Origin of the sequence: Pseudanabaena sp. SR411, assembly GCF_002251945.1 — a bacterium.
GTDB lineage: Bacteria > Cyanobacteriota > Cyanobacteriia > Pseudanabaenales > Pseudanabaenaceae > Pseudanabaena.
This window is the reverse complement of sequence record NZ_NDHW01000118.1, coordinates 1-14,327: the sequence shown is the minus strand read 5'-3', so window position 1 is coordinate 14,327 and position 14,327 is coordinate 1. Positions and strand designations below refer to the sequence as shown.

21 protein-coding genes are annotated in these 14,327 nt (G+C 42.5%); 8 read left to right on the top strand and 13 right to left on the bottom strand.

Features of this window, described 5'->3' with window-relative positions; all coding sequences use genetic code 11:
- Positions 1–139: 139 nt before the first annotated feature.
- Together B9G53_RS12625 and petJ are read right to left on the bottom strand one after the other, a co-directional pair.
- A complete protein-coding gene (locus B9G53_RS12625) occupies positions 140–754 on the bottom strand; it encodes a superoxide dismutase family protein (protein WP_217901571.1) in 615 nt (204 codons plus the stop codon).
- A 78-nt stretch (positions 755–832) separates the two neighbouring features.
- Positions 833–1,174, bottom strand: coding sequence for a cytochrome c6 PetJ (gene petJ / locus B9G53_RS12620; protein ID WP_094532817.1), 342 nt, complete (start codon positions 1,172–1,174; stop codon positions 833–835).
- Positions 1,175–1,494: 320 nt separating this feature from the next.
- On the opposite strand from petJ, the gene B9G53_RS12615 reads away from it, so the two are divergent.
- Both B9G53_RS12615 and B9G53_RS12610 read left to right on the top strand, forming a co-directional pair.
- Positions 1,495–2,196 (top strand): ATP-dependent Clp protease proteolytic subunit, encoded by a 702-nt coding sequence (locus tag B9G53_RS12615; protein ID WP_094532815.1) that lies wholly within the window; start codon positions 1,495–1,497, stop codon positions 2,194–2,196.
- Between the two features lie 72 nt (positions 2,197–2,268).
- Positions 2,269–2,868, top strand: a complete 600-nt coding sequence (locus B9G53_RS12610) for an ATP-dependent Clp protease proteolytic subunit (protein WP_094532813.1) — start codon at positions 2,269–2,271, stop codon at positions 2,866–2,868.
- Between the two features lie 77 nt (positions 2,869–2,945).
- Here the strand turns inward: B9G53_RS12610 and B9G53_RS12605 are convergent, their stop codons facing one another.
- Positions 2,946–3,287: a hypothetical protein gene (locus tag B9G53_RS12605; protein ID WP_094532811.1), complete on the bottom strand. Its 342-nt coding sequence runs from the start codon at positions 3,285–3,287 to the stop codon at positions 2,946–2,948.
- A gap of 206 nt (positions 3,288–3,493) precedes the next feature.
- Here B9G53_RS12605 and menC point away from each other — a divergent pair, with 206 nt between their 5' ends.
- Entirely contained in the window at positions 3,494–4,513 is a 1,020-nt protein-coding gene (menC, locus tag B9G53_RS12600) for an o-succinylbenzoate synthase (RefSeq protein ID WP_176453194.1), read from the top strand.
- 126 nt (positions 4,514–4,639) lie between these two features.
- Here the strand turns inward: menC and B9G53_RS12595 are convergent, their stop codons facing one another.
- The 5 genes from B9G53_RS12595 to B9G53_RS28035 form a co-directional block, all read right to left on the bottom strand.
- Positions 4,640–5,011, bottom strand: a complete 372-nt coding sequence (locus B9G53_RS12595; protein ID WP_094532807.1) for a hypothetical protein — start codon at positions 5,009–5,011, stop codon at positions 4,640–4,642.
- 87 nt (positions 5,012–5,098) lie between these two features.
- Positions 5,099–5,380, bottom strand: a complete 282-nt coding sequence (locus tag B9G53_RS12590; RefSeq protein WP_094532806.1) for a DUF3593 domain-containing protein — start codon at positions 5,378–5,380, stop codon at positions 5,099–5,101.
- 47 nt (positions 5,381–5,427) lie between these two features.
- Positions 5,428–5,736: a DUF2499 domain-containing protein gene (locus B9G53_RS12585; RefSeq protein ID WP_094532804.1), complete on the bottom strand. Its 309-nt coding sequence runs from the start codon at positions 5,734–5,736 to the stop codon at positions 5,428–5,430.
- 42 nt (positions 5,737–5,778) lie between these two features.
- Positions 5,779–6,756, bottom strand: coding sequence for a carbohydrate kinase (locus B9G53_RS12580; RefSeq protein WP_094532802.1), 978 nt, complete (start codon positions 6,754–6,756; stop codon positions 5,779–5,781).
- Between the two features lie 9 nt (positions 6,757–6,765).
- Positions 6,766–6,924, bottom strand: coding sequence for a hypothetical protein (locus tag B9G53_RS28035; RefSeq protein ID WP_217901570.1), 159 nt, complete (start codon positions 6,922–6,924; stop codon positions 6,766–6,768).
- A 339-nt stretch (positions 6,925–7,263) separates the two neighbouring features.
- Between B9G53_RS28035 and B9G53_RS12575 the strand changes: the two genes are divergently transcribed.
- Positions 7,264–7,698 (top strand): BLUF domain-containing protein, encoded by a 435-nt coding sequence (locus B9G53_RS12575; protein WP_094532800.1) that lies wholly within the window; start codon positions 7,264–7,266, stop codon positions 7,696–7,698.
- 290 nt (positions 7,699–7,988) lie between these two features.
- Here B9G53_RS12575 and sixA read toward each other — a convergent pair whose 3' ends face one another.
- The 3 genes from sixA to purS are packed head-to-tail and all read right to left on the bottom strand — an operon-like array spanning position 7,989 to position 9,446.
- Positions 7,989–8,495 carry a phosphohistidine phosphatase SixA gene (sixA, locus tag B9G53_RS12570; protein ID WP_094532798.1) on the bottom strand — a complete coding sequence of 169 codons (507 nt, stop codon included), beginning with the start codon at positions 8,493–8,495 and terminating at the stop codon, positions 7,989–7,991.
- On the bottom strand, positions 8,488–9,186 hold the full coding sequence (gene purQ / locus B9G53_RS12565) for a phosphoribosylformylglycinamidine synthase subunit PurQ (protein WP_094532796.1): 699 nt from the start codon (positions 9,184–9,186) through the stop codon (positions 8,488–8,490). Before purQ ends, sixA begins: the two co-directional genes overlap by 8 nt.
- A complete protein-coding gene (gene purS, locus B9G53_RS12560; RefSeq protein ID WP_094532819.1) occupies positions 9,183–9,446 on the bottom strand; it encodes a phosphoribosylformylglycinamidine synthase subunit PurS in 264 nt (87 codons plus the stop codon). Before purS ends, purQ begins: the two co-directional genes overlap by 4 nt.
- A 293-nt stretch (positions 9,447–9,739) precedes the next feature.
- On the opposite strand from purS, the gene B9G53_RS27370 reads away from it, so the two are divergent.
- Complete coding sequence (locus B9G53_RS27370; RefSeq protein WP_176453193.1) at positions 9,740–9,952, top strand: hypothetical protein; 213 nt, start codon at positions 9,740–9,742, stop codon at positions 9,950–9,952.
- Here the strand turns inward: B9G53_RS27370 and B9G53_RS12550 are convergent.
- Positions 9,923–10,558, bottom strand: a complete 636-nt coding sequence (locus B9G53_RS12550) for a Uma2 family endonuclease (protein WP_094532794.1) — start codon at positions 10,556–10,558, stop codon at positions 9,923–9,925. The two genes, B9G53_RS27370 and B9G53_RS12550, sit on opposite strands and share 30 nt — an antisense overlap.
- Positions 10,559–10,785: 227 nt before the next feature.
- On the opposite strand from B9G53_RS12550, the gene lpdA reads away from it, so the two are divergent.
- Positions 10,786–12,189: a dihydrolipoyl dehydrogenase gene (gene lpdA, locus B9G53_RS12545; RefSeq protein WP_094532792.1), complete on the top strand. Its 1,404-nt coding sequence runs from the start codon at positions 10,786–10,788 to the stop codon at positions 12,187–12,189.
- A gap of 29 nt (positions 12,190–12,218) precedes the next feature.
- On the opposite strand, the gene B9G53_RS12540 is transcribed toward lpdA, so the two are convergent.
- Entirely contained in the window at positions 12,219–12,668 is a 450-nt protein-coding gene (locus tag B9G53_RS12540; RefSeq protein WP_094532790.1) for a DUF29 domain-containing protein, read from the bottom strand.
- Between the two features lie 116 nt (positions 12,669–12,784).
- Between B9G53_RS12540 and B9G53_RS12535 the strand changes: the two genes are divergently transcribed.
- On the top strand, positions 12,785–13,129 hold the full coding sequence (locus B9G53_RS12535) for a PadR family transcriptional regulator (protein WP_094532788.1): 345 nt from the start codon (positions 12,785–12,787) through the stop codon (positions 13,127–13,129).
- Positions 13,130–13,131: 2 nt separating this feature from the next.
- The gene (locus B9G53_RS12530; protein ID WP_094532786.1) at positions 13,132–13,884 is read left to right on the top strand and encodes a hypothetical protein; all 753 of its coding nucleotides are present in this window, start codon (positions 13,132–13,134) and stop codon (positions 13,882–13,884) included.
- Positions 13,885–14,327: the final 443 nt, after the last annotated feature.

Sequence of the window (14,327 nt, the reverse complement as noted above, 5' to 3'; positions counted from 1 at the left end):
GAAGTTTTTACTTCATGGGCAATGCGAACAGGTAATGGAAGTTTTTCTAAGTGTGAACTGTTGATATTAGAAGCAGTGGATAAATGCAAATTCAATAGGATAGAAGCTACTTCAAACATTGATTAATGATAATTCTTAATTATTGGGATTTGACAACGCCACAAGCTATCCGAGTTTTATAGTCAACATTGGGAATTGTTGATTTTCCATTTGCGCCTGCATGAATGACGATCGCAGTGCCGCCTTTCTTTAGTAAAGAGTTGTGACCTGTACCTAGAGTTAACTCTGACAAGGTGGCTGTTAAAGTTCCTGTCCCATCCTGCTGAACCATGATATTTGGTAAATCACCCGCAGGCTGATGTTGGTCAACGCCATGCTTCATCTCCTCATGTTTGTGATGCATATGATCGTGAGTAGCATCCATAGGCGATCGCTTGGGATCAAAATGATTTCCTGCTGACTTAAAGTCTGGCGCTTCACATTTACCATTTTCATGTAAATGCACCATATGCTCTCCCTGAGCTAGTTTTTGAACTTGCAGAGTTACTTTGACACCTGAAGTAGATTGGGTGAAAGTTGCAGTTCCCACCAGTTCACCCTTAGCATTAAAAATCTGTGAGCTAGCGCTGGATTTTAACGTTTTAGAAATAGCTGCGTTAATATCAGTCAGAGTTGCCATCGTGATTAAAGGCAGCAAAACTGCGAGCCTAGATGCAAATTTAGCCTGAAATTGGTATTTATTAGAATTAATCATGTGTTCTTTTGCCCCTACATCTGAAAATTGTGACTCTCTCCAAGTTAAGCCGCGCATTGCGCGGCTTAACTTGCCTCTTTATGATTTTGGCCAACCTTTCTCAGCTTGGTCAAGTACATAGTTCGCAACTAGGGTAATTTCATCAGCGCTAAGTTTTTTCCCAAAGGCAGGCATTGCGCCTTTACCCTTAGAAACTTGCAGAGAAATTGCTTCAACTGTGTTCTTGCCATACTTTTCCAAGGCATCCGCTTTCAAGGTTTTAGCCGCGACTACATTATTTTTGCCACCTGCATGACATTGAGCGCAGTTATTGTTAAAGATTTTTGCGCCTGCGGACACTTCAGCAAAAGCTGGTTGCCCGAAAGCAAGACTCACCAAGATTGTTAAGGCGATCGCAAGAATAGAAAAAATGCGTTTCATAGTTATTTATTCCTTAGATATTCACGAAAAATAAGGGCAAAGCTATAGCTGATGCCCTACGCGGCTTAGCCGCAAAGTCGAGTTGAATTTTAGTCTGGATATATCATGACGGTACTTGCTCGAGCAGTCAAAAGACAGCCCGTCAAACAAAGCGCCAAAAGAAAATGGTGGCGCGAAGCGCCGCCATTTTCTTTTGAGTTTATTGCTATAGCGCACTGTCTCTAGACGGCTAACCCTACCTCAATCTTCCCTAGGATCAACAATTGCAGTGGGATCGCTGTGATAAGCTAACAATGTTAGTGTCATTAACACGAATAAACATGGATCGACCTTCTCGCTCTGTTCCCCAAGCCGCACAAGCCGCCTATTCAGGGGATTCGTCATACGGACGCACACCGCCGCCTGACTTACCTTCGCTACTGCTAAAAGAGCGGATTATTTACTTTGGGTTGCCTCTTGTATCTCCCGACGAATACAAACAGCAGCTTGGTGTCGATGTCACAGAATTGCTCATCGCCCAACTTTTATATTTACAATACGAAGATCCCGAAAAACCGATTTTTCTGTATATCAACTCCACAGGAACTTCTTGGTACACAGGTGATGCGATCGGTTTTGAGACCGAAGCCTTTGCCATCTGTGACACACTCAACTATATCAAGCCTCCCGTCCATACCATCTGCCTTGGACAAGCCATGGGGACAGCCGCAATGATCCTCGCCTGTGGAACCAAAGGTTTCCGAGCGAGCTTGCCCAATGCCACGATTGTCCTCCACCAAGCCCGTCGCCAAACTAGGGGACAAGCCTCTGACTTGCAGATTCAAGCTAAGGAAGTATTGACCAATCGCGAAGCAATGCTCAGAATCCTGTCGCGGACTACAGGCAAGTCACCTGAGGTACTTACCAAAGATATGGATCGGATGTTTTATATGACTCCTGAGCAAGCTAAAGAATACGGATTAATCGATCGTGTACTCGAAAGTACCAAGGATTTGCCCAAAGCAGTTCCCGCACTTGTTTAATTACAAATTACGAATTGATAATTCGTAATTTGTAATTCCTAATTTGTAATTCCTAATTCTTAAATTAAACCTATGCCTATCGGTGTTCCTAGAGTTCCCTATCGCTATCCTGGTGACTCATATACGCAGTGGATTAGCATCTACGAGCGCCTGTCAATGGAGCGAATTATTTTCCTAAGTGGAGAAGTTTCGGATGGGATGGCAAATTCGATCATTGCCCGATTGCTCTACTTTGATTCTGAAGACCAATCCAAAGATATCTACATGTATATCAACTCTCCTGGTGGCTCAGTTTCCGCAGGATTGGCAATTTTCGACACGATGCAGCATATTAAGGCTGATGTAACGACAATTTGTGTTGGACTGGCAGCCTCGATGGGTTCATACCTATTGATGGCTGGAGCCAAGGGTAAGCGCTATGCTCTGCCCAATGCCCGAATTATGATTCACCAGCCATCGGGTGGGACTCGTGGTCAAGCGTCTGACATTGAGATTGAGGCGCGGGAAATCATTCGGATTCGCCATAAGCTGAATGAAGAATACGCCAAACGGACTGGACAGCCCCTAGAAAAGATTGAGCGCGATATGAATCGAGACTATTACATGTCTTCAGAAGAAGCTCTTGCTTACGGATTAATTGATCGCGTTCTTGATTCACCACAATCAGTTTGATGACAACAAAAAAGATGTAATGATGCGTAGCATCATTACATCTTTTTTGTTAAGGCAGAATGTAGTAATTATTTTTTCTATTGGAATACAATCGGATCATCGAGGTTTTGACAGAAGTCGATAAATGAAGGCGTACTTTCGCTACCATCAGCAAATTCAGCCTTAATCCATTGTTTGCACAATTGATTGTCAGTGGAACTGTCCCAAACCATCTTGGCATTCTCCCCTGAACCAATGCCTGAGCCAATATCAAACTGTCCCCAAGTCTTTTCTGGCTCACCCACCAACAACTTTTTAATTGTCGAATTGCTGTTGTTCTTAACGTAGAAATACCATTGCTCAGCAGAAGCGGAAGCAACATTTGCCACTAGACTCAAGGCAAGTATGCTCGCAGAAATCAAAAAACTTTGTTTAACCACTGTCTTAAACTCTCTAAAGAAGCTCTTAGTAAGAATATAAACTATAAAATCTGATTTGCAACATACATTGAGATGCTTATAACTTTCTTATAACTTTTAATGTGGTTTACTCCCTTCCCACCCCAGAATTAGTGGTGCGGCGCTTCGCACCGCACTACTAATTCTGGGATTTTAATGTCTATTTTTAGACTAGGAAGGAAATAGCTGTGAATTTTATAGTTCAATCAATCCAATATCAGCCTTATCAATTGGCTTTCCGCGAACCCTTTCAAACTGCGACGGGTATACTTCTAAATCGTGAAGGTTTTGTGATTGAGATTCGCGATCGCCGATCTGATCATCAAGTTCAGCATATTGGCTTAGGTGAGTCTGCGCCACTTTATGGTTTTGGGATGGAATCTTTGCGCGAGACAGAACAAGCTTTAAAAGAAGCGCAGCGATCGCTGATTGATGCAGAAATCCAAAACCTCAAAGATATTGAGAATTTACTTGCAAAATATGACCGCACTCCTGCGGCAAAACATGGAATTGAATTAGCACTACTCAACTTATTATCACAAGTGCAAAGTATTGCCATTTCTCAATTGTTAGCAAATTCTTTTTCGGGAATAGTGCGAGATCAAGTGACTGTTAATGCGGTGATTGGAGCGATCTCTCCTGAATTAGCTGCCACAAAAGCAAGGGAATATATAGAAAAAGGTTATCGCTGTCTCAAAATCAAGGTGGGAACGCAGGATTTTGAAATGGATTTACGAAGAGTAGAAGCAGTGCGATCGCAGGCGGGAAATGGTATCCAAATTCGGATTGATGCGAATCAGGGATGGTCTGTAGAGGATGCGATCGCTAATTTAAAAAAGATTGAATCTTTACAAATCGAATATGTTGAGCAGCCTGTTGCTGCTTCTAATTTGTTAGGTATGGCGGTCGTCAGGCGATCGCAATCAATTCCCATCGCTGCTGATGAATCTGTCAATAATCTTGCCCAATTGCAGCAAGTGATTAAGGCTCAGGCTGCGGATATTATTATTCTTAAACCAATGGCGCTAGGCGGAATTATCACGGCAAATCGTGCAGCAGCGATCGCTTTTCAAGCTGGCTTAGATGTAGTAGTAACCACCACCATCGACGGGGCGATCGCCCGACAAGCTGCCTTTGACTTAGCCGCCGCTTTACCAATCAAGCGAGCTTGCGGTTTAGCTACAGGACATTTGCTCATAGAGAGTTAGCGCCTTGCGCTAACTCTCTATTCTATACCAAAGCACAAAATGGCTACGCCATTTTGTGCTTTTAAAATCCTTGCTGAGTTTGGTTTTGAATTCCCAAAAGTGTGGCAACACTTTTGGGAATTGGTATTATTTCTCACTTCGAGATGTGCCAGACTCTTGGAAAATCTGAATAGCATTGAGAGGATCGCTGCTAAAAGTGCCAGAGCGATTAACTTTCTGGGGAGAAGCGTTGTAATTACCGGGGATAACGGGTTGGATCTCTTCAACGTCAAAATTAATATTTTGAATCTTGAGATTAGAGTTTGGTAAATCTCTTTCTATCGAAAACTGATCGGTATTGGTGGGCGAAATCGGTTGACCTTGGGCAGGACGTAAGCGATCGGCATCACCTTGCTGAGGCTGAGTTGATTGTGCCGAAACTGGACTCATTGCAGTGCTGGAAATCGCTAAAATAGTGATCGCCGAAAATTGAGAAATGCGTTGATAATGTCTGTTCATAAATTCCTCGCATTAGCAGTCAGAGACTTTAACTACAATAATTACTCATTATATTCACAAAGATTAGATACGCTTAATTTACCAGATCTAATCTTTAGGTTTAAGCGCATTTTTAAATCCTAAAACCAACAAAATATTGGTCATTGTTAAAAACGACTCCGCACTCCCATGCAACCAATCGACATTGGCTAAGGCTTCGTTATATTGGGTCTGAGCATAAATCCCTGCGGGAATCGTAATCGCCACAAAAACTAATGTGCCATAAAATCCCCAAAGTCCTAGCTTCGGAAATTGCTGAGATTTAGTCGCGAACCATAGGAACGCGAGGTAAGGAAAAAGAGATAATCCGAATAAGGCTTCTTTGGGCATAATGTCATCCTGTTTTTTAATGTCGTACTTTGCACGACATTAAAAAACTAAAGTTGTGTTTTTGTGCTGGCAATTTTCCAGATGAAATAAGCAGCGATCGCTAAAGTACTATTGCCGATCAAGGTCAAGGCTGCTTGCACCGTCACTAGCCATTCCAACGAGTCAGCATTATCAAAAAAGTGCCAAGTCACCGCACACATCGCACTAACTAAGGCAGGAAACATCGCCCATGCTAAGTTGCGCCATCCGCGATCAGGATTTTGCTTGTCATATTGCCAAATGAGCCAAATGGCTAAAGTCCATTCGATCACGCTAGAAATATGAATTACCCATGTGGGCAAGGATAAAGAGTGCATGGCAAATAGTTGTGACGCAAAGCGCCACCAATGTAGATGGTTTTAATGTTTTGCTTCGCGCATGGTTATAAATTCGCGAATTTGCCGATCGCTTGGTTGAGCAGCGATCGCCCCCATATCTAAGGTGGTCAACGCACCTGCGGCACAGGCATAGGCAATCACTTCATCGGCAAATTTAGGATCGAGCAAATTGGTCAGAGGACGGTGATAGATTTTATGAATGAAAGCAGCTAAAAAAGAATCGCCTGCACCAGTTGTATCGATTGAATGTACAGGATAAACGGCATGTTTACCCTGCCGCTCACCCAAATAATAGCGACAATCTTTATCGCCATTGGTGATCAGAATTCCTTCGAGATGGCTATAGGCTTGGGCGATCGCCGCAGGGCTTGTTAACCGAAATAGCAGCTTTGCCTCATCCTCAGTCATTTTCAGGAAATCAGTATACTTCAGCAAAACTGGCAATAGCTTAACCACCTGCTCAGGATCTTTCCAGAACATCGCTCGCCAATTAACATCAACTACTACCTTTACAAAATTTTCCTCGGCAAGCTTTAGCGCTCGACCGATCGCCCTTGAGGTTTGTGGATTTGCTAAACCCAATGTCCCTAATACTAAAAATTTAGCATCGGCAAATAAATGCTCAGGCAAATGCTCCGCAGACATCAAGGTGTCCGCAAATACAGTATTCGCATCACCATTAAAACGATCAAAACTGCGATCGCCATGAGCGTCACGGGTGACATAAACCTCACGGGTAACGGATTCAGGATGCACTTGCACCCCTGAAGTTTCTACCCCTGCTGTCCCCAACTGTTTGAGTAAATAAGTTCCTGCGGCATCTTGACCAACACAACTAATCAAACTGACAGGAGTTCCTAGTTTGGCTAAGCCACAGGCTACGTTAGCAGGCGCACCGCCAAAATAAGGTTTCCAAGAACTAACTTGGTCATAGGGAACGCCTATATCTTCAGCTATTTGATCGATTAAAACTTCGCCAAGGCAAATTACACGCGGCATAGGCGGACTTTACAAGGACATTTTGGACTTTCGCGATTCAATGATAGCAATAGCTGAATCCACTTTGTCAGGAAATACTACAACTAAACTACTTTGAGGGGCGCTATCCAAGGCGGCTGTGAGTGCTTCTGCTTCGTCAAGAATTGTAATATATTTGTTTGTTAACATTAAAAGAAATACTTTAATCACAAGCAAACTTGGCAACCAATGGGATTAGCTGATGCTAATGGTCAATGCGTCTCGATGTTTGCGTATTCCATTAGAGACAATGCAAGCTTGGCTACGTGGTCGTCACTACATTACTAAAAATGCACAGCTATTTTCTTAGCACCTAATCCAGCGTCCCAACAACTTTTTTTCATCTATCTTTCACAAATCTAGTCGAAGCTCATGTTTTGCCTGTGATCCGTTTTTTAGCCTGTACTTAAGGCATTTTCTTAAATTTATCTTTAATAAATGATTGATGATTTTTGGTAGTCTTATATACACTACTTGGCAATCAAATCTATGGCTCTCTATCGCTTAATCTATGTTAGTCAGGCTGTTGCAGGACTTGAATATCCCGACCTAGTTGAGATTTTGGAGAAGTCTGAGCGCAACAATAAAAAAGTTGGGATTACGGGAATGTTGAGTTTTGGTGATTCAATGTTTTTGCAGGTGTTAGAGGGCAGTCGGCGCGTAATTAGCCAAACCTATAATCGCATTCTCCTAGATAAGCGTCATGTCAATGCTGAATTGATTGATTTTTCCGAAATTGAACATCGAGATTTCTCACTTTGGTCAATGAAAGTTGTCCAACTAGGCACTCAAGCAGAAGTCCGCGATATTATCTTAAAATATTCAAGTACAGACACATTTTCACCCATCTCAATGACTGGCAAACAGAGTCTTAACTTTTTACGGGAACTGACTGAGATCTACCAAAAAGGAATTATTTCCTGAGTGTATAGGTTATCATTTTGCCTTGGGCAAAATGATAACTCTTTCTCTACCCAATCTATTAAATTACTGATGTTACGTGGATAGAATTCCTGCAATCATCTAAGTTTAGGGCTGGCGCGGGGGATTGCCCCTACAAAATCAAATTATTGGGGTAGGGGCAATCCCCCCGTGGTTGCCCTGTCATGCTCGCAGCAAGAGATTCATCATCTGAGTTCCATGGAACATCAGTAAATTAACGTCTTTTCGATATAGCCATTTGCATCGTGCTTCGCACGACGCAAATGGTCTTGTTAAATTAGCAACTTGGGTGGAATGGATAGAAATAGAACTCCATTACTAGTCCAAGGTTGCGTTTCAGGTAGCACTAACCCAATAATCCCAGCTTTTTTTAAAACTAATACACCCTTAGATTCTCCCCAGATCAACATTTCTGCCCAAGTAGTGAGATCAGGCTCATGCCCAATAATTCCCAATGAAGATCTGGCAGGTTGTGGATGTTGGGCAAGCCAAGCTATTACCCGTTTGAGCCAATCTTCAAAACTTCCCTCAGGAGCAAGTTCCGATAATTGCTGTACAGGACATCCTTCAAAAACATTAGCAAAGATATCAGAGGTCTGTTGAGCGCGAACTAGAGGACTAGTTTGCAACAGGTCAAAACGCAAACCTAAGTCATAAAGACGTTTGGCAACCTGCTTAGTTTTTTTGCGCCCCTCTTCAGTGAGAGGACGTTGCCGATCATCTTCGTAATTTCCGCGCTCTTCGGCAATGCCATGCCGAATTAGATACAGGCTAGGCATTGACTAATAAACTCTCAACTAATCCTTCAAATAGAGCCTTGCCATCAGTGCCGCCCAGAATGCTTTCGGCAGCGCGTTCTGGATGGGGCATCATCCCAATTACATTACCTTGTTTGTTGCAAATCCCAGCAATATTGTCCAGTGAACCATTGGGATTTGCATCGTTAGTAATATTGCCGATCGCATCACAATAACGGAACACGACTTGATTGTTATCTTCAAGCTCTTTGAGGATATCAGCATCCGCAAAATAACAACCTTCTCCATGAGCAATTGGTAAGGTAATAACTTGCTGTTTTTGATATTTCTGAGTGAAGGCTAAATCGTTGCGTTCAACTCTTAGAGGGGCGCGATCGCAAATAAAATGCAAATCTCGATTGCGAACTAAAGCTCCTTGCAATAATCCAGATTCGGTTAAAATCTGAAACCCATTACAGATACCGAGTATATATTTGCCCTTCGCAGCATGTTCCTGTAGCGATCGCATCACAGGTGCAAATCTCGCGATCGCCCCACAGCGCAAATAATCACCATAGCTAAATCCCCCCGGAACAACGATCACGTCACAATCATTAATATCGGTATCTGTATGCCAAATTAGCCTTGTGGGCTGTTTCAAAATACCACTGGTAACACTAGCAACATCGCGATCGCAGTTGGAACCAGGGAAGACAAGAATGCCAAATTTCATGCTTTTGACTCCTCAATGACAGTTAGCTCAAAGCGATAATTTTCAATTACTGGGTTTGCCAAAAGCTTATCGCAGGTTTCGTCTAACTTTTGTGATGCTTCCGCTTCATTTGCTGCATCTAGGATGATTTCGACATACTTGCCAATGCGGACTGAGTCAACGTGATAGTCCATTTGTTTAAGTGCAGACTGGACAGCAGTACCTGCGGGATCGAGAACTGAGGGACGTAGGGTAACAAATATACGGGCTTGATACTTCATGCTTGCTGTGAAATGGTGAGATGCGATCGCCATATTTGCTATATGACTGACATCATCGATCATATAGCAAGATAAACCAGAAAAAATTAAGTACCTAGGCGCAAGATAACTTAAAAAGCACAGGTTAAGATCCCTGACTTTTTTTGTGAGTTTGCTAATTGTATTTGGTTGCTTAGAAAAAGTCGGGGATCTATCGCAGAATATTATGGAAGTTTGCAGTAATGAGTAAGAAAAGAAAGCAACCCAAACAGGCTAGATTTAAATATATGCAAACACTCTAGCCATCAAAAGATATGGCAATTGAAGTTATGGAAGATTATCGAAGTTTGTTAGTGGCGGTGAAGCATTGGATTCGTGCTGCTCAGTATGAGGCTTTAAAGGCGGTTAATCGAGAGTTAATGGCGCTTTATTGGGATATTGGTGAGTTAATTGAATTATTATTTGATACTGTGCCGAATACCCCTGAATGCGATTACCTAGATATTCTTATACATACCCAAAGTTAAAACTTGTTCAGCCGTTAAGTTCAAATTTGGAAATGTGGGCGAAGCGAACGCATCATTACCGCGAAACAAATTAATTTCATACTCTCCATCTACCAGCGTACAGATCGAAAGAGTAGCTTGCTTAGGCTTGCCGATATGTCGAATCCCGCCCAAACCTAAATAATCGGCAATCCAATATTCAGGAATACCTAATGCTGCATAATCCTCAACCTTACGTGCATAATCATTTTGCCAATTACCACTCACAACTTCCGCTACAAACTTGATGGAGCTAACCCTTGTGATGATCGATTGTTCTTGCCAGACAGATTCTTTCGCAACTTCCGTCCGATCTACAACCATCACATCAGGACGAAAAGCCGTCATACTGGCACTAGAGGGACGAAACAAGCCTCTTTGCAACACAAACCAAGGCAAACCTAATTGATCAATCTGCACACAGATTTTTGCCGTGATCAAAGCCGCAACTTCCTCATGCTGCTCCGTTGGTTCTAAATTGAAAACCTCTCCATCGATCAATTCATAGCGATTATCACCACCATAACGGGCAATAAACTCATCTAGGCTTAGAGGTTGATGCTGTACTTGTGCGATCGTAAGGGTCATAGCTCATCTAGCCCCAATTAGTATTTTCAGCTTACCAAATTTTAGCTATAGCTAATACTTTATCGCAAAACCAAATAAAGGTCGGCGGCGCTTTGCTCTGCCGACCTTTATTTGGTTTCCATGCCCTAAGTTAAGATTTGCATTGCTAGGGTAACTAACGCTAACTACCTAACAGGAGGCACAAACGGTGTCAAAATAGTAGATCGATTCTACTGGAGAAAGATTAGGTGTCGGACAAATTTGATTACGATTTGATCATTATTGGCGCTGGCGTTGGTGGACATGGCGCAGCCCTCCATGCCGTTGCATGTGGCTTAAAAACAGCGATCGTTGAAGATGGCGTAATGGGCGGAACCTGTGTCAATCGTGGCTGTATACCCTCCAAGGCATTACTCGCCGCTTCTGGACGAGTGCGTGAAATGCGGGCAAAGTCTCACCTTAAGGCATTAGGGATTGATGTGGGTGAAGTGAATTTTGATCGCGGGGCGATCGCAAACCATGCCGATAACTTAGTACTGAAATTGCGCGGCGACTTGACCAATAGCCTCAAACGATTAGGCGTAGATATTTTGGAAGGTCGTGGTCGTGTGGCTGGCGCACAAAAAGTCAGCGTTGGCGATAAGACTTACACTGCTAAAGATATTATTCTCGCCACTGGTTCCGAGCCATTCGTCCCTCGCGGGATTCAACTCGATGGCAAAACTGTATTTACTAGCGATCAGGCTGTGCGTCTGGAAACCTTGCCCCAATGGGTCGCGATTATCGGTAGTGGTTACATCGGTCTAGAATTTGCCGATGTTTACACAGCGCTGGGTTCGGAAGTAACGATGATCGAAGCTCTCGATATATTAATGCCAGGATTCGATCCCGATATTGCCAAAATTGCGGAGCGGGTACTTCTCAAACCTCGCGATATTGAAACGAGAACTGGTGTATTCGCCACCAAGATTACCGCAGGTTCTCCTGTCAAGATTGAACTGACCGATGCGAAGACTAAGAAGGTAGTGGAAGTTCTGGAAGTGGATGCTTGTTTGGTGGCGACAGGTCGAATTCCGCTTACTAAGGATCTTGGTTTAGAAAGCGTTGGTATTGCGCCGAATCAGCGTGGATTCATTGATGTGGATGACACGATGGCGACTTCCGTTCCGCATCTTTGGGCGATCGGTGATGCGACGGGTAAGATGATGTTGGCTCACGCTGCCTCGGCTCAGGGCATTGTTGCTGTAGAAAATATGTGTGGTCGTGCGACTACGGTTGATTATCAAAGCATTCCTGCGGCGGCGTTCACCCACCCTGAAGTCAGCTTTGTCGGTTTGACTGAACCACAGGCGAAGGAAAAAGGAGCAGCGGAAGGCTTTAAGGTTGCCACAGCCAAATCTTACTTTAAGGGCAATTCCAAGGCGATCGCTGAGGGAGAAACTGAAGGGCTAGCCAAGATCGTTTACCGTGAAGATACGGGCGAACTTTTGGGCGTGCATATCATCGGTATCCATGCTTCGGACTTGATTCATGAAGCATCGGCGGCAATACGCGATCGCCAAACGGTGCAGAAGTTAGCGACGGTGGTTCACGCTCACCCAACGCTTAGCGAAGTTTTGGATGAAGCTTACAAACGCGCAGCACATATTTAATTAAAAAAGCATCCCGATGGGGTGCTTTTTTATTCCCAAAACCTTTGATTAAGCAAAACTTCAAGGTTTCTATTAAATTGCCAAACTTTAGGAAATTGCACTTGCGGATAATCTTCTTGAACTTCTGTAAGTGCATCTAACCAAACTTCCTCAAAAATTTGATCTAAGTACGAGTTGAGGCTTGGAGAATCAGCTAGCCGTCGTTTAATTTGCTTGCGCTGTTCCCGTATTGTGCGTTCCCATCCGTTGTAGTCATTGGGCAAATTGACATATAAACGCTTGAGAACATGACTGAGCAAAACATCTAAGCGACTTTTTAATTCATGTCGTTCTGATCGCCCCAAAGCCTCTATCTCCTCTATTAAGTTATCTAAATCTAAGTTCTCAAAATCTTTAGCTCTAAGCTTTGCGGCAATGTCGTCAGTCCACAAAGCATAGTCATATTCATACAAAGATGGGGAAACAGCGATTAGTGTCATGTTTTTATACTTGCTTCGCAGTGACTATATTTTAGCTGATGTGAAGTTGCTCTAATTGTATAGACTATATATCTAATTAATGTATAATCAATCATAGATTGTATGTATATTAGGTTATGGCACGCAAAAAGTCTGATGATCCTTTAGACCTTACGCCCACTGAGGAGATGGTTCTGTATGCGGTGCGCGATCGCGAGCGTTATGGTTTAGAAATTATCGATGCGATCGCGAAGGCGAGTAATGGTAAGCGCAAGATCGGTTTTAGTTCGCTATATCCGACGCTGAAAAAGCTTGAGGAAAAGGGGTTTGTGACTTCGCGTTGGGGTGATGAAACTCCAGAGGAGTTAACTGGCGCAAGGCGGCGTTATTATGTGATTGCGGGTGAGGGTAGTCGCGCTCTTAATGCTAAGGAAGTGTTTTTGGGTGAGTTGAGATCTGTCATGGCGATCGGGGGGATTTAGCGATGAAAGAGAATAATAAAGAAATTTCTCTAATTATAATTAGCTTAATTTATGGAGGTTTATTGGGTTTCGTAATATGTCCAATTTTATTTCCTTCACTACAGAGTTTACCTCTAAACAAATTTTTCGTTTTTTTCGTATTTGGTTCGGTTGGAGGACTATTAGCTATAACATATTCAATAGAAGGTAATCTAATCAACAATATTGGCGAAATTCTGCGTAGATTTTTAACTTATCTATCAGGTGTTTCAGCTTTCTTAAGTATCGTTAGTCTTTTGAATGTATATGAATTTTATAACTTAACTAAAGTTATAAATCCTATCTGTTCATGTTTAGTTTTTGGTTGGGGTCTTAGTCGATTGTTATCAATAATAGCAAAACGTCAAAACACTAATCCTGAATTGATAATTGATGGACATATAGTTTGGATATTTTCTTTACTAAATAGATTTACTTATCTACTATTTGAAAATTCAGTTGATAAAAGTATTGCCACCTCTAAGATTAATAAAAAAACTTGGGATATTAGTTTAATAATCATATTAACCCAAGAATTAACTGAAGTTTTCCCTAAAGAGTGGGATGATTGGCAGCCTGAAATTGAATGTATGATGGCTTTTCGGAAAATACAGCAATCAAATGGAGTAAATCATCATCTTATATCACTGATCACTTTCTATCATCTCTCTCTCTTTGTCTGGCATATTGGCATCAACAAGGTTTTTATTCTTGCTACTCGCAGAACAACAAGATAAGGAAAAAGAAAAAATTTGTAATGTAGATATCGTAGGGGTTTAACATTTGCGGCAATACTTCTCCACTCTCCACCAAAATCTCTATTTGCAAATGCTAAACCCTCTTCGCTCTCACCGATAAATTGTCCATGCGGCGTGAGATTTTGGGGCAAAGCATTCCCAATTTAAGGTGACGTGTAAAATCATAAACATTCGCGCAAATGCTAAACCCCTTGTATCTAGGAAGAAAAGTAAAGGATAAAATCTTTACTACAATCCGAAAAAGCAAAAGCAGAGATAAACTCGTTCTGCCCCTAGGGACACCAAGCCCATACTGTAGATAGAGTCGTCTCTGCTTAAACAGTGAAAAGTAAAGACTGGACAGTATCAGAGGTCGCCCAACGGGTAAACCTGCATTCACAAGGATAGTTCAATACCACTGATTGCTTGATGGACAAATCTAG

Bases quoted from the DNA above. Each gene is read 5' to 3' on its own strand.
- B9G53_RS12625 (WP_217901571.1), bottom strand. From the start codon at position 754: ATGATTAATTCTAATAAATACCAATTTCAGGCTAAATTTGCATCTAGG.
- petJ (WP_094532817.1), bottom strand. From the start codon at position 1,174: ATGAAACGCATTTTTTCTATTCTTGCGATCGCCTTAACAATCTTGGTG.
- B9G53_RS12615 (WP_094532815.1), top strand. From the start codon at position 1,495: ATGGATCGACCTTCTCGCTCTGTTCCCCAAGCCGCACAAGCCGCCTAT.
- B9G53_RS12610 (WP_094532813.1), top strand. From the start codon at position 2,269: ATGCCTATCGGTGTTCCTAGAGTTCCCTATCGCTATCCTGGTGACTCA.
- B9G53_RS12595 (WP_094532807.1), bottom strand. From the start codon at position 5,011: ATGAACAGACATTATCAACGCATTTCTCAATTTTCGGCGATCACTATT.
- B9G53_RS12590 (WP_094532806.1), bottom strand. From the start codon at position 5,380: ATGCCCAAAGAAGCCTTATTCGGATTATCTCTTTTTCCTTACCTCGCG.
- B9G53_RS12585 (WP_094532804.1), bottom strand. From the start codon at position 5,736: ATGCACTCTTTATCCTTGCCCACATGGGTAATTCATATTTCTAGCGTG.
- B9G53_RS12580 (WP_094532802.1), bottom strand. From the start codon at position 6,756: ATGCCGCGTGTAATTTGCCTTGGCGAAGTTTTAATCGATCAAATAGCT.
- B9G53_RS28035 (WP_217901570.1), bottom strand. From the start codon at position 6,924: ATGTTAACAAACAAATATATTACAATTCTTGACGAAGCAGAAGCACTC.
- B9G53_RS12575 (WP_094532800.1), top strand. From the start codon at position 7,264: ATGGCTCTCTATCGCTTAATCTATGTTAGTCAGGCTGTTGCAGGACTT.
- sixA (WP_094532798.1), bottom strand. From the start codon at position 8,495: ATGCCTAGCCTGTATCTAATTCGGCATGGCATTGCCGAAGAGCGCGGA.
- purQ (WP_094532796.1), bottom strand. From the start codon at position 9,186: ATGAAATTTGGCATTCTTGTCTTCCCTGGTTCCAACTGCGATCGCGAT.
- purS (WP_094532819.1), bottom strand. From the start codon at position 9,446: ATGAAGTATCAAGCCCGTATATTTGTTACCCTACGTCCCTCAGTTCTC.
- B9G53_RS27370 (WP_176453193.1), top strand. From the start codon at position 9,740: ATGGCAATTGAAGTTATGGAAGATTATCGAAGTTTGTTAGTGGCGGTG.
- B9G53_RS12550 (WP_094532794.1), bottom strand. From the start codon at position 10,558: ATGACCCTTACGATCGCACAAGTACAGCATCAACCTCTAAGCCTAGAT.
- B9G53_RS12540 (WP_094532790.1), bottom strand. From the start codon at position 12,668: ATGACACTAATCGCTGTTTCCCCATCTTTGTATGAATATGACTATGCT.
- B9G53_RS12535 (WP_094532788.1), top strand. From the start codon at position 12,785: ATGGCACGCAAAAAGTCTGATGATCCTTTAGACCTTACGCCCACTGAG.
- B9G53_RS12530 (WP_094532786.1), top strand. From the start codon at position 13,132: ATGAAAGAGAATAATAAAGAAATTTCTCTAATTATAATTAGCTTAATT.